General features: G+C 36.9%; 13 protein-coding genes. 9 read left to right on the top strand and 4 right to left on the bottom strand.

Translation table 11 applies throughout. From position 1 onward, the window contains the following. Positions 1-16: 16 nt before the first annotated feature. A complete protein-coding gene (gene recJ / locus T432_RS0101275) occupies positions 17-1,717 on the bottom strand; it encodes a single-stranded-DNA-specific exonuclease RecJ (RefSeq protein WP_044970995.1) in 1,701 nt (566 codons plus the stop codon). Beyond that, the gene (locus T432_RS0101270) at positions 1,699-2,523 is read right to left on the bottom strand and encodes a hypothetical protein (protein ID WP_028883856.1); all 825 of its coding nucleotides are present in this window, start codon (positions 2,521-2,523) and stop codon (positions 1,699-1,701) included. Before T432_RS0101270 ends, recJ begins: the two co-directional genes overlap by 19 nt. Positions 2,524-2,571: 48 nt before the next feature. Here T432_RS0101270 and T432_RS0101265 point away from each other — a divergent pair, with 48 nt between their 5' ends. Both T432_RS0101265 and T432_RS0101260 read left to right on the top strand, forming a co-directional pair. After that, positions 2,572-3,852, top strand: coding sequence for a lipoprotein-releasing ABC transporter permease subunit (locus T432_RS0101265; protein WP_028883855.1), 1,281 nt, complete (start codon positions 2,572-2,574; stop codon positions 3,850-3,852). Continuing rightward, complete coding sequence (locus T432_RS0101260) at positions 3,845-4,531, top strand: ABC transporter ATP-binding protein (RefSeq protein WP_028883854.1); 687 nt, start codon at positions 3,845-3,847, stop codon at positions 4,529-4,531. Before T432_RS0101265 ends, T432_RS0101260 begins: the two co-directional genes overlap by 8 nt. Here the strand turns inward: T432_RS0101260 and ubiM are convergent. Beyond that, positions 4,518-5,702 (bottom strand): 5-demethoxyubiquinol-8 5-hydroxylase UbiM, encoded by a 1,185-nt coding sequence (ubiM, locus tag T432_RS0101255; protein WP_028883853.1) that lies wholly within the window; start codon positions 5,700-5,702, stop codon positions 4,518-4,520. The two genes, T432_RS0101260 and ubiM, sit on opposite strands and share 14 nt — an antisense overlap. Before the next feature lie 67 nt (positions 5,703-5,769). Here ubiM and T432_RS0101250 point away from each other — a divergent pair, with 67 nt between their 5' ends. The 4 genes from T432_RS0101250 to greB are packed head-to-tail and all read left to right on the top strand — an operon-like array spanning position 5,770 to position 10,378. Further along, complete coding sequence (locus T432_RS0101250) at positions 5,770-6,573, top strand: TatD family hydrolase (RefSeq protein WP_028883852.1); 804 nt, start codon at positions 5,770-5,772, stop codon at positions 6,571-6,573. Continuing rightward, the gene (locus T432_RS0101245) at positions 6,543-8,975 is read left to right on the top strand and encodes a DNA internalization-related competence protein ComEC/Rec2 (RefSeq protein WP_028883851.1); all 2,433 of its coding nucleotides are present in this window, start codon (positions 6,543-6,545) and stop codon (positions 8,973-8,975) included. The genes T432_RS0101250 and T432_RS0101245 overlap by 31 nt, the downstream gene beginning before the upstream one ends. Before the next feature lie 21 nt (positions 8,976-8,996). Next, positions 8,997-9,827 carry a PHP domain-containing protein gene (locus T432_RS0101240; protein WP_028883850.1) on the top strand — a complete coding sequence of 277 codons (831 nt, stop codon included), beginning with the start codon at positions 8,997-8,999 and terminating at the stop codon, positions 9,825-9,827. 2 nt (positions 9,828-9,829) lie between these two features. Continuing rightward, positions 9,830-10,378, top strand: a complete 549-nt coding sequence (gene greB, locus T432_RS0101235; RefSeq protein WP_028883849.1) for a transcription elongation factor GreB — start codon at positions 9,830-9,832, stop codon at positions 10,376-10,378. Here greB and T432_RS0101230 read toward each other — a convergent pair. Next, positions 10,375-11,250 (bottom strand): 23S rRNA (adenine(2030)-N(6))-methyltransferase RlmJ, encoded by an 876-nt coding sequence (locus T432_RS0101230; RefSeq protein WP_028883848.1) that lies wholly within the window; start codon positions 11,248-11,250, stop codon positions 10,375-10,377. The genes greB and T432_RS0101230 overlap by 4 nt on opposite strands. Positions 11,251-11,333: 83 nt before the next feature. Between T432_RS0101230 and T432_RS0101225 the strand changes: the two genes are divergently transcribed. The 3 genes from T432_RS0101225 to rplT all read left to right on the top strand — a co-directional run bounded on the left by T432_RS0101225 (position 11,334) and on the right by rplT (position 13,979). Continuing rightward, the gene (locus tag T432_RS0101225; protein ID WP_028883847.1) at positions 11,334-13,268 is read left to right on the top strand and encodes a SurA N-terminal domain-containing protein; all 1,935 of its coding nucleotides are present in this window, start codon (positions 11,334-11,336) and stop codon (positions 13,266-13,268) included. 141 nt (positions 13,269-13,409) lie between these two features. Further along, positions 13,410-13,607: a 50S ribosomal protein L35 gene (gene rpmI, locus T432_RS0101220; protein WP_014111370.1), complete on the top strand. Its 198-nt coding sequence runs from the start codon at positions 13,410-13,412 to the stop codon at positions 13,605-13,607. A 12-nt stretch (positions 13,608-13,619) separates the two neighbouring features. After that, positions 13,620-13,979, top strand: a complete 360-nt coding sequence (rplT, locus tag T432_RS0101215; RefSeq protein ID WP_014111371.1) for a 50S ribosomal protein L20 — start codon at positions 13,620-13,622, stop codon at positions 13,977-13,979. Positions 13,980-14,025: the final 46 nt, after the last annotated feature.

Genomic DNA, 14,025 nt, shown 5'->3' with positions numbered 1-14,025 from the left:
GGTAAAGGGAATTTTACTATATAAGATGCTCTTGAACCATAAGTTGCAGGTTCTCTAGACCATTGAATTGATTTACATTTAAGGTAAAAATAAGCTCTACTTCCGGTGGCAATGCTTCCGTAAAATTAAAGTAAATTGCTTTAAATTCCACTCCATCTTTTTCTATACGTAGACGAGAATGTTTTTCTTTTAATATGGTTTGATCCAAAACTTTAAAGCTGTCATTAAATAGAGGTTTAGGAAACCCAGCTCCCCAAACTATATTATCGAGTTCTTTTGCTGTATCAAGTTGAGCCCATACAACATCTATCGGTCCATCGGTATCTACTACGCGATTAAATTCAGTGATACCTGAGATATCGACTACAGCTTGATTAAATGCCGGTTTAAACTCCGCAAGATATCGCTCATGCATAGTCAAACCTGCGGCCATTGCATGCCCTCCAAATTTAGTGATAAATTCGGGATATCGCTTTGAAACTAAATCAATCACATCACGTAAATGTACGCCTGGTATTGATCTACCTGAACCTTGAATTAAACCATCTCCAGCACTAGCAAAAACTATAGAGGGCACCCAAAATTTTTCTTTTAATCGAGAAGCAACAATCCCAATAACACCAGGATTCCAATCCTTGTTAAAAGCTACCAAAGACTGTTTCGATATGCTTGTTGAGTCACTTCCATTTAAGGCCTCTAACTTTATTTCATCTTCGATAGATTTTCTTTTTTTATTAAATTCGTCAAGTTCAGTTGCGTAGATATATGCTTCGTTAGGATCGTCAGTTAGCAGGCACTTGATACCTAATGACATATCTGCAAGTCTTCCAGCAGCATTGATTCTTGGACCGATTCTGAAACCTAAGTCAGTACTAATAGCACTTTGTAAAGGAGTAGACGCAACATTAAAGAGGGCCAATATTCCTGCTTTTGTTTTTCCGCTTCTAATTAGCGATAAACCTTTTTCTACAAGCAATCGGTTATTCGAATCTAGCTTTACAACATCTGCCACCGTTCCAACAGCAACTAAATCAACTAATGAAGCCACTAATGGCTCTTGAGATCTATCTGCCCATCTTCCACGTTTTCGAAACTCAGCTCTTAAAGCGATTAACAAATAAAACATCACCCCAACACCTGCCAATGCCTTCGAAGGAAATGAGCATCCTTTTTGATTAGGGTTGATAATGCTCAAGGCTTCTGGTTTTTCATCTCCTGGCAAATGATGGTCGGTAACGATTACATCAATACCAAGCGAATTTGCATAACTTACTCCATCGACGCTTGCTATTCCATTATCCACAGTGATGATCAACTCAGGCTTATGTCTTTGCTTAAGTAGTAAATCAATTAGTTCTGGCGATAGACCATATCCAGTTTCCGCTCTATTTGGCACAAAAAAATCTGCGTCATGTCCAAACATGCGAATACCCCTAATAGCAACAGCACATGCGGTTGCGCCATCGCAGTCATAGTCGGCCACAATCACAATATCTTTTTTCTGCTCAATAGCGTCAGCTAACAATGAAGCCGTCATCTCCATATTAAGCATTAATTTTGGATCGAGCATATGATGCCAGTCTGTAGACATTTGCTCAATATCAGTGACACCTCGTGCCGCCAGAATCCTTGCGATTAATGGGTTATAACCCTGTTCTTCGAGCTTTCTAGCAATGTTCTTATCGAATTCTCTGATTTTTATTTGACTTGCGTCCACACTTTCTTCCAGTTTGGTTTAAACCACTTATCTAAAAATTTCGCTTCTTTTAAATGTAAAATTTTGTCGGTAGAGGTTAAAAATATATTTTTATAATCTGCTATCGATTGATCAATTTCGAGAAGCTGATTAAACCATGATTCCCAATCGTTTTTGATATACGCTTCTCTTAATCCATCTACGAAAACTATATCCTTTTTCTGTGGCAATGCCCCCGCATCCTCCCCGTAAATCCATATCCCGTTTATATATTCATCCTCAGCAATTTGATGCATGGTCATCAATAAATGATTATAGATTTTACGAAAATATTTAGTTTCCTCTGTATCAGGCCACCACTGTGTAATTGATGTCTCTTCTATAAGAGAGGTACTTGGTAATCTACCCAAAGAAATTGGACTTAATAGAATAAATTTATTTTTTTCTATCTTTAAATCTATATCATATTCAGTCAATTCTTTTCGTATTGTTTGAAGAACATTTTTAAATTTATCGCTTAGAAGCAAGTTTTCTGAGGCTTTGTGAAAATTCACTTCATGATTGCTCACAGAGTTATGACCAAAATCTAAAACATAATGAAATTCTTTAATTTCGTTTAAATAACCCGCAGATTTCAAATCTTCGATATTATTATGCATTAAGTACTCATCAGCTGTACATAAATATTTTTCGCATTCGAAGTCATAAAAAGAGATTTTAGAATTTCGAATCAACTTATGAATATTGGGTAGCGATTTTTCAATATATTCCGCAAAATTATTAATTAAAGGTTTAGGCGGGATAAATGAACTAATAATTAAATCCATTATTACGTTATGGGCAGCTGTTAAAATTTCAATTTTAACTGGATATCAATAGTGACATTACCATATGAACTGTGGATCGGTACTCGATACGCAGGACTTACTAAATCCAAAGGCAGAGGATCAAAGAGAGATAAATTTGTCTCTTTTGTAGCTGCAAGTTCAATGGCTGGCATAGCTTTAGGCGTTGCGGCTCTAATTATTGTTTTATCTGTTATGAGTGGCTTTCAAGTGAAAGTGCGAGATCGCATGTTATCGGTGATACCTCATATCCAGGTCTATTCTACAAATGCAACAGCTGTCGAAGGTTTGAAAAATTGGAAGTTCATTCGAGATGAAGTACTCAAATACGATGATGTTACGGGTGCTTCACCATTTGTATCTGCAGGTGGAATGCTAGTTAGAGATCAAGTTCTTAAAGGGGCACAATTTCGAGGGATAATTCCGTCAGAAGAGGGAAATGTATCTAACCTTCCCTCACAAATTGTAGAAGGTTCTTTAGATAATCTAAAGGCTAAGGAGTTTGGTTTGGTTCTTGGTTTAAGAGCCGCTAATCAACTTGGTGTTGGAGTAGGTGACACTCTATTAGTTATGAGCCCTCAAGGCTCAATTAATCCATCAGGTTTCTCCCCAAGAATGCGGCAAGTCACAATTGTTGCTTTATTCGATTCTGGGCATGCAGAATATGACACAAACTTAGCTTTTATGCATGCAGAGGACGCAGCTGTACTCTTTAGAAATACTGCTATATCAGGGGTGCGTGTAAGAGTTAAGGATATGTTAGAGGCACCTGATATCGCTATCAATATGTCAAATACGCTCCCATATGGATATGTAGCTCATGATTGGACATACGATAATAGAACTTGGTTTGCAGCTGTTAAGGTCGAAAAAAGAATGATGTTTATGATTCTAACCTTAATTGTTGCGGTAGCTGCTTTTAATCTACTATCTTCTTTAGTTATGTCCGTAAAAGATAAACAGTCTGACATTGCCATATTAAGAACTTTAGGTGCCAGTCCTAGATCTATTGGTTTGATTTTTCTTATTCAAGGTGCACTGATAGGTATTATCGGAAGTATTCTAGGGGTTGTTTTTGGTTGCTTAATTGCCTATAACATTGAGACTATTATTCCATTTATAGAAAATCTTTTGGGATTGCAATTTATAAATCCAGAAGTTTATTTTATTTCTCAATTACCATCTCAAGTTAATTTAAATGAAGTATTCATAATCGCAGCTACATCAATTATTCTTTCTCTATTAGCAACTATATATCCAAGTTGGAGAGCCTCTAGACTTCAACCTGCGGAGGTTTTAAGGCATGAATAGCTACGCACTTGAAACCCGATCAGTTTTTAAATCATATTCAGACGGAACCTCAACACTTGAGATTCTAAAAGGGATAGATTTAGCGATTCCTAAAGGTGAAATGTTAGCCATAATTGGGGCTTCTGGGTCTGGTAAATCTACTTTATTGCATATTATGGGTTTGCTTGATAAACCAACTAGTGGTGAAATTTTTATTGATGGGGTGGATACTAGCAATCTTTCCGAAGTCCAAAAAAGCAAAGTAAGAAATGAAAAGCTTGGGTTTGTATATCAATTTCACCATTTACTCCCTGAATTTACGGCATTAGATAATGTTGCGATGCCTCTAATTTTAAGAAGACTTAGTTTTGATAGAGCAAGGGATGAAGCTCAAGAATTTATAAGAAAAGTTGGGCTTTCTAATCGAGAACTACATCGTCCAGGTCAGCTCTCAGGAGGAGAGCGTCAACGCGTAGCCTTGGCTAGAGCTTTAGTTACTAAGCCAGTTTTAGTCCTTGCAGATGAACCTACAGGCAATCTTGATACAGAGACTGCATCATCCATGTTTAGCTTACTTAAAGAGATGAACTCTGAACTTAAAACTGCTTTTGCAATCGTTACGCATGATAATAAACTAGCAGCACTAGCAGATAGAAAGCTTAGAATGGAGAAGGGTGTACTGAATCCTACTCAGACTTAGTAAGCATATTTGTAATAAATTTCTTAAATGGCGGTAAGTTATTACTAATTCTAAGAATAGCGGTACGAACTAATTTGGCTGGTTCGCTATCATTAGTGAATATACCAACTACGGTATTAGTTCCATGATATAAGAAGCGAGTTTTAAGCATATGTTTTTGTTCGTAAGCACCGAGCACCGCTTGAGAAGCAAAGTCTTGACCACGTCTTTCTGCTTTTAAAATTTCAGATCCGAGGATTACAGCCGATGAAAGCCCAAGGTTATAACCGTGGGCCGTAACTGGGTGCATACCTACTGCAGCATCTCCAATAACAGCACAAGAAGGACCTATAAATCTTTTCGCATGAACTCCGACAAGTGGGTATGAAACCATTTCACTATCTACAGATACATCGCCCAATTTTCCATCCAAAAGTTTATACACTTCAGCAGCACGTTCGGTTGGAGATTTTTCTAAAATTTCATGTGCACGATTTGAATCTATAGTAAATACCGCACTACTTAAGTGCTCTTCAAGAGGTAGGATAGCCAGAGTTTTTCCATAACGGAAACACTCCATGGCAGTGTGATTATTTGAATTTGTGTGTCTAACTCTAAAAGTTACTACAGTTCGGCCATAATCGTTAGAGTCGGCCCCTATACCCATTTTTCTACGGGTACTTGAGAATCTACTATCTGCAGCAACTAAAAGTCTAGCCGTAAGTTTTGTGCCATCTTCAAGAATAACGCTCGCTTTATCGTAGTCAACTTTAACGTCAGCTACACCTAAACCAAAACGCATCTCTACATTATCTTGCTCTAAGACGGCTTCATAAGAAGCTTTGCGAATATGATGATTAGAAATGAAAAATCCTAGACCTTCATCAGGATTTTTAGAATTATCTTCAGAGAAATGAAGATTATAGTCAGAGTCTCCGTTAAAAACTCTCGCATCGTAAAGAGGATATATATCTTCAGGTTTAACGCGACCCCAAATACCAAGTTTTTTCATTGAATTTCGTGAGGCATGCGTTAGTGCAATTTCACGTGCATCAAATTTTGGGTTGGCAATGTTCTCTTGTGTGTTCTTCTCGATGAGTAGTATTTTTAAGTTACTTGAATTGAGTGATCTACAGAAAGCGAGTCCAGCTGGGCCAGCTCCCACAACAATAATATCTGCATCCAATGGCATAACTTACTCCGCGAGATGAATAATGTTAAATTTAATAGGTTCATCACATTGTAACAAAAGAGCATTTATGTTGATAGACACGCATTGCCATCTTGATGCCCGTGAATTCAAAAAAGATTTGGATGAGGTTGTTGAGCGCGCAAGAAACTCAGACGTAACTAAAATAATTATTCCTGCCATTAACACTAGCAATTATGAGGCTGTCGAGGGAATTGCTAATCGTTTTGAGGGTGGATTTTTTTGTCTAGGGTTGCATCCAATGTATCTTGAAAGTGCTAGTATTGAAGACCTGCAAATACTTGAAAGCATATTGAAAGAGAAGAACAATCCTAAACTTATTGGTGTAGGAGAGATTGGACTAGATTTTTTTGTTGATTCTTTGCAAAGTCCAGAACAAATTGAAAAGCAGGAATATTTTTTTCTGGAACAGTTAAAACTAGCTAAAAAATATGATTTAGCAGTGGTTTTACATGTAAGAAAATCCGTGGATAGAGTCTATAAGTATTTAAATCAAGTCGGCGGTTTGCGTGGCATAGCACATGCATTTAACGGAAGTGAGCAACAAGCTCAAAAGTTTGTAGAGATGGGGTTTTGTCTTGGTTTTGGTGGAAATATTACTTATGACAGAGCCCTACAAATACGAAGATTAGCGAAAACATTGCCACTTCAAAATATTGTTCTTGAAACTGATTCTCCAGATATAGCACCATCATGGATTTATAAGCAAAGAAATGAACCGTACCATTTGAGGAAAATAGCTGAAGTACTTGCAGATATTCGTGATATAACTTTGGAAGAGCTTGCTGAAGCGACTTCCGCGAACGCTGCGAGAGTTTTCAATTGCCCTCAACTACGACACTATGTTCATTAGCTACGATATTTGCCTTTGCGATAGTGCAGCAATTAGGTGCATTGCCACCAAGTAAGTGGTATTTTGTATTAGCCCTAATTCTTATAATTTGGCCACTTAAGGGTAGATATCGCATCATATATTTATGCTTTTATTTAGGTGCTGTATATAGTTCTTATTTTGCGTATGAGAGGCTTAATATTCGCCTTCCAACTTTCTTTGAGAACAAGACCATTGTCACAAAAATTCTAGTAACTAGCATTGCTAGTGAAACAGAATCGACTATTCAGTTTGACGCAAAAATTTTACATGATGGATATTCGCAAATTCCTTCTAAGATTCGTGTATTTTGGAATATTACACGGGGGTTTAATCTTTATAAATATGGACCAAAAGTAGAGCCATTGCCAGATGTGGTTCCAGGGCAAGTATGGGCTGTAAATCTAAAGATTAAGTCGCCTTCTGGACTTATGAATCCTGGCGGATTTGATAGCGAAGCAAATATGTTTCGAAAAGGATATCGACTAATTGGGGCTATAAAGGGGCATCCTCGTTTAGAGAGTGAACATAATTTTGATTTCCCAATTAGAGTTGAATATATAAGGCATAAAGTTAGAGAGCGGCTAAAAGCGTATTTAGAAAATAAAAAATATGGCGGAATAATATTGGCATTGGTTATGGGTGATCAATCGTCCATACCGCAGGAATATTGGGAACTTTTTAATAAAACTGGAATCACGCATTTAGTTTCTATTAGTGGCTCCCATATAACAATGCTCTCTACGATGGCCACATTACTAGTTCTTATTCTTTCACGTCGACTTTTCCGTAAGGGAAAGCTGATGCTTGATTCCTTTAATGCCCATACACTATCGCTTTTTATAGGATTAATCGTTGCTTTTGCATACTGCCAGTTAGCGGGGTGGGGCGTCCCAGCTCAGAGAACATTTTTGATGCTACTGATGATATTTCTAATGAAGCTTCTTAAATTAAAAGCATCATTTCTACAAAACTATTTATTGGTGGCAATATTTATATTAATTCTTGATTCATGGGCAATTTTAAGCGTCGGATTTTATTTGTCCTTTGCTGCTGTAGCCATTCTTCAATATATTTTGCATTTTTATAAGACGCTTGAAGCAAGTGATGTTTCTCGATGGAAAAAGATTCGAATAATGGTTTTAGAATGGGCTAAGTTGCAGTTTGGAATTAGTTTTGCAATAAGCCCATTTTTAATATTATTTTTCAATCAAATCTCTATCGTTTCACCTCTTGTAAATGCATATGCGATCTTTCTAATAGGATCAATAATCACACCAGCATGCCTTTTGTTGGCAATGCTTGAGTTCATAAACCCATACGTTTTCATAAATCAATATTTTGCAGATACCATACATTTTTTATTGTTTAAGACAATGCAGCTTACAGAATATATAGCTCGTATGAGTTGGGCGAGTATTGATATTGCGCACACTAGTACCTTGTTTTTTGCTTTGTCCTTAATTGGGGTTGCAATCGTTATTGTGTTTAAACATAGGTTTATTAAATTACTTGGATTTTTGATTATCGTGCCATCAATGTATGGCACGAGGGCATTGCCACAATATGGGAATTGGGAGCTTATTGCTTTTGATGTTGGGCAAGGAGGAGGTGTTTTAATTAAAACTAAAAACAAGCGTCTTTTATTTGACACTGGCGTTAGAACCTCCCCAAAAAACGATGGATTTAGCAGTGTGTTAGCATCGAGTTTTCGATATTTAGGTGTAGATAAACTTGATTATTTAGTTGTGTCACACGCAGATATTGACCATACGGGTGGTATGGCTGAACTAATTCAAAATATTCATGTCGATATGTTGTATGCTTCATTTAAAGTAGATGAATTTATTGATTTTGAAGAAGAGGCTTCAGGGAAGCACTATAGAAGCAAAAATTCATTGCTTCTATATGATACGTGCAAAGCTGGAACCTCTTTTAGTGCCGACGGTGTCAAATTTACTTTTTTGCATCCAAAGAATAAAAGGGTATGGCCCGTGAAATCTAAAAATGATGAAAGTTGCGTGCTTTTGATAGAGGGCATGCGACATAAAGTCCTTTTAACGGGGGATATACTCAGTGAGCAGGAGGCGGTGATATTGCCACAAGTAAAAGATATTGATTTAGTTTTAGCGGCTCATCATGGATCGAAGTCTTCATCGCAACAAATGTTCGTAAATTCAACTAAGCCTAAAATTGTCATTGCTCAAGCGGGATATATGAATCGTTATGGTCATCCGCATGAAGCCGTGCGTCAGAGATGGACTCAAGCAGGAAGCGAATTTTTGGTGACTTCTGAATTAGGAGCTATATACGTAAGATCCGATATGTATGGATTAAAATGGGAATCATACAGAAAAGAAAAACGAAAGTATTGGCATCGATAATAATTATTAAATGGAGTGATTATGCTAAATGTCGACTTGCATTGCCACTCAACAGCTTCAGATGGTGCTCTAAGCCCCGAAGAGATGGCAACTATAGCGAAAACTAATAATGTAGATATTTGGAGTCTTACAGATCACGATGTGCTATCTGGGCAAGAGGCTGCGATGTCAAAGGCTAAGGAATACGGGATAAATTTTATAACTGGCGTAGAAATTTCTACGGTATGGGGTGGTAGGACTCTGCATATTGTTGGTTTGAATTTTGACCATAATAATGAATTAATTCTTAAAGGTTTAGAGGGCATACGAAAAGGTCGTGCTATAAGGGCAAGAGACATTGCCTCACGGTTTGATTCGATTGGTATCAGTGGAACATTTGAGGGTGCCATGAGATATGCGGATAAAGAAGAGAATCTATCTAGAACTCATTTTGCGAGACATTTAGTTGATACAGGTGTATGTTCGCAGATGCAAGAGGTTTTTGACCGATATTTAACTGTCGGGAAGCCCGCATATGTTGCTGGGAATTGGGCTACTTTGGAAGAAGCTGTTACTTGGATTACAGAATCAGGGGGAATTGCAGTTATTGCTCATCCTGGAAGATATAAATACACAACTGAGGAGTATGTAAATCTTTTTAATGAATTTAAGGATTTAGGTGGCCGAGCAATTGAGGTGGTTACAGGCTCTCATTTTCCTTCTCAATATGAAGAATATGCATTTATAGCTAAGAAATATGGTTTTCTTGCTTCATGTGGGTCTGACTATCATGGTCTTGAAAATAATTCTATGATATTAGGAGAGGTGCCACCATTGCCAAAAGGGCTTGACCCAGTATGGGAGCATTTTTAAATATGAGTAGAGCTTTCGTAAAAGAAGATTCAAACAAGGACGAAGAGCTTGAGCATGAGCCAGATATGCCTAAAGGCTTAAAAAATTACATGACTCTTACTGGCTATCAAACTCTTAGAAAGGAGCTTTCCGATTTAGTGACTGTTGAACGGCCTGAAGTAGTCCAAGTAGTGTCATGGGCGGCTTCAAATGGCGATCGTTCAGAAAATGGGGACTATATCTACGGAAAAAAACGTTTGCGTGAAATTGATCGTCGTATTCGTTTTCTCACAAAGCGATTAGAGATTGCTGAAGTTATAGACCCATCAACTCAGCCTAACAAGGATCAAGTATATTTTGGGGCTACTGTAACCTATCTAAATCCTGAAGATCAAGAAGTGACAGTAACTATCGTGGGAATAGATGAGGCGGACCCACTTAAGGGCAAAATTAGTTGGATTTCACCTGTAGCTAAAGCATTGATTAAAGCTGAAGAGGGACAAGTTGTTATTCTTAAGACTCCGACTGGAAAGCAAGAAATTGAGGTTCTTGAAATTAGATATCCCGATTAAAGATTAGCTGAGTGTTCAACTTTATATGAAGATTCACCCCTAATTCCTAGATGTTCCACTAAAGCGGGCATATTTTCTTTTAATGAATCAATTAGTGTATAAGGCGGATTAATTATAAACATACCACTCCCAAACAATCCATAGCCAGATTTGGGAGCTTTAGAGATAGTAAGTTCAACACTCAGCCACTTGATACTATCCTGAGCTTTTAAGTGCTTAATCATATTGCTCACCTCAAGTCTCTGAACTAAGGGATACCAAACAACATAACATCCAGTACTAAATCTTTTTAAAGATTCCTTAATACAAATAAGTACCGATTTGTAATCTGCTTTATCTTCATATGAGGGGTCGATAAGGACAATAGCACGCTTAGTTGATGGTGGAAGTAGCCCAATCAAACCCTTGAATCCGTCGGAAAAATTGATTTGGATCTGCTTGCTATAGGGCTGGTCCTCGAAGAACATATTTTTTCTGAGCACCTCTATTTCAGTTGGGTGCAATTCAAATAATTTTAATTTGTCGCACTCCCTCATAAATTCAAGGGCTATCCATGGAGACCCTGGGTAAGCTGCGATTGACTCTTCCTCGGAATTAGGCCCAATTTCGTTGAAATCCTTTATATATTGCACGTATTCACATAAATCTTGTGGCAATGTCTTCGTTAACAAAGCCTGTATTCCTCCAACATATTCAGATTTAGTATTCGCCCACTCTCCCATTAAATCATAGACGCCTGCACCTGCATGCGTATCTATAACCCAGTATGGAGCTTCCTTACGGTTGAAGTAATTAATAATATGGATAAGCACAAAATGTTTGAGCACATCTGCATGGTTTCCCGCATGAAATGCATGTCTGTAGCTAAACATTAAAGATCCCTCATGTATAAAATGACTATTATAAATCTGTTAAAATTTCCCCCTTATTTAATTTAAACGTTTAGAGTTGTAGTATGTTGGAGTTTTTACGCAAACATTCGAAGTGGGTATTATTTTTCATTATTCTGCTTATAGTGCCTTCATTCGTGTTTTTTGGGTTGTCTGATTACTCGGGTATGAATGTAAATGAAAAACCCTTAGTGCAAGTAAACGACGACAAAATTACTGAAAGTCAATTCAATCAGTCATGGACAGAACGTTTGAATTCCTTACGCAATCAATTAGGTTCAAATTTTAAAGTATCTGAAGTTGATACTCCTGAATATCGTAAATTATGGTTAGAAAACCTTGTGGATAATTTAGTTATTACGAATACTGCAAGGGATAATAAATTTTATGGTTCGGACTCTATGGTTAGATACTCTATTGCTCAGGACCCTAGATTTATGACTGACGGTAAGTTTTCTATGGAAAACTACAATGCTTTCTTAACTAGTGTCTCTACTAATTCCCAAGAATATGAGAACTTTCTAAGAGCTACTTTAGGAGTGAATGTTGTGGTAGACCCAGTTATCAACAGCACTATTGTGCCAGAATCCACCATAGAAGAGCTTAAAAAATATGTCACTAAAACTCGTCAAGTTCAAACAAAAGTATTTGCAAACGAAGATTTTGTGAAATCAGTGAATATTGATATGAAAGAGCTTGAAGAGTGGTTTCATAAAAATGCCGAATCAAAATTTCGTATTCCTGAATATTTAAATGCTGAGTACATTATTCTGAATGAAAAAACAGCTGTCGAACAAGTTCCTGAGCCTAATGAGGATGCACTTAGGAGTTATTTCGAAAACAATAAAAATAGATTCTCAACTGAGGAAAGAAGATTTGTTCGTCATATCCAAGTTGAAACTGAAGAAAAAGCCAATAATTTACTTGAGCAACTTAAAGCTGACCCTTCAAAGTTTGAAGAACTAGTTTTGAGCGAATCTAAAGACTTAGGTACCAAAAATAATAAAGGTGAACTTGGTTATCTTAAAAAACAAGATATACCAGGTCTGGAAAATACTGTATTTGCACTTGAAAATCCTGGATTGACAGGTCCAGTTAAGTTAGGTGAAAACTTCCATATATTTGATGTAGTTAATATTGAAAAATCTCAATCTAAATCTTTTGAAGAGTTAAAGCCTACATTAGTTAATGAAGTGAAATTACAAATTGCTTCTGAAAAATTTGCAGAATTAGCTACTAATTTGACTAACTTAACTCATGAGAGAAGGGATGATTTAAAAACTATAGCTGATGATTTAATGCTTCCTGTTGGTCAAGTTCACGGTATTACCAAATCTGGAATAATAAGTGATATTCCAGACAAAGTTATTCTTAACGAGGATATTAAAGCTATATTTAATACACCTCGTGTTATAGATATTGCTTTTAACAATGAAGTTTACAAACAGGGACAAAATTCTGGTGTAGTTGAAATTTCGCCTTCTGAATTTTTAGTTTTTAAATTAACAGATAAAAAAGAGTCAGCAGTGCCTTCATTTAAATCAGTTAAAACTAAAGCTGCACGTGAGTTTCAATTAGAAAAAGCTTCTGAATTAGCTCAAAAGGCAGGAGAAGACTTTATTCATACCCATAGTGCTTCTGCTTCTGTTGAACCTAAATCAGAAGATGGATCATCTCTATTGAGAGAAGGGGTAGATGTTAGCTTATTTGCGGGTAATCTTCCTGATGCTCTAATGGCTGATGTTATGGCTATCCCTAGCGATAAGCTTCCTGCATATGTTGGAAGCAAGACAAATGATGGTTATGTTGTTGCAAGAGTAGTAAAAGATTCAGTTCCTGATGAACGCATGGTTAGAGTCTTTGAGCAACAATTTCCTTTGATTGTAAAAAACGGGACATCTGCACAAATCGGCGATTCTTATAAATTTAGTCTACGCGATTTTCATAAAGTCCAATATACAGATGTTGTTCAAAAGACTATAGAAAATAAAGAAAATTAAAAAAAAGTGTAGACTTTTTAATAACTTATTTATAAAATATACGTTTTTTAAAAATAAAACTTTCAATAAAAAATAATACAGATTAAGGGTTTTATAGAAGACACTAATTTTAGTGGCACCCGTATCTATAAAGGTAAAAATATGCCAAAAATGAAAACCAAAAAAAGTGCATCTAAGCGCTTTAAAGTCCGCGGTAGCGGCTCTATTAAGCGTGGTCAAGCTTTCAAGCGCCACATTCTAACTAAAAAAACAACCAAAAATAAACGTCAACTTCGCGGTTCTACTCAAGTTCATGAGTCTGATGTTGCATCAGTTCGCGCGATGATGCCATTTGCTTAATAGGAGAAATATATGCCACGCGTTAAACGCGGTGTAACCGCACGTGCTCGTCACAAAAAAATAATTAAATTAGCTAAAGGTTATCGTGGTCGTCGCGGAAATGTATTCCGTGTAGCTAAGCAAGCTGTAATGCGTGCTGGCCAATATGCATACCGTGACCGTCGTAATAAAAAACGTACCTTCCGCTCTCTTTGGATTGCTAGAATTAATGCGGCGGTTCGTGAGCAAGGTATGACTTATAGTGCCTTTATTGCTGGTTTGAAAAAAGCTGCTATTTCTCTAGATAGGAAAGTTCTTGCGGACATGGCAGTTAACGACAAACCAGGGTTTGCAGTCATCGTAAATCAAGCTAAAGTTGCACTAGGCTCTTAGACTTAGTCTTAGTTACTAATTGCTTTAATTCATACGGGGCTCGCAT

This window comes from Taylorella asinigenitalis ATCC 700933 (assembly GCF_000687755.1).
Lineage (GTDB): Bacteria > Pseudomonadota > Gammaproteobacteria > Burkholderiales > Burkholderiaceae_B > Taylorella > Taylorella asinigenitalis.
Note: the sequence above shows the minus strand (reverse complement) of the source record. Positions and strands in the feature narration are given on the sequence as shown.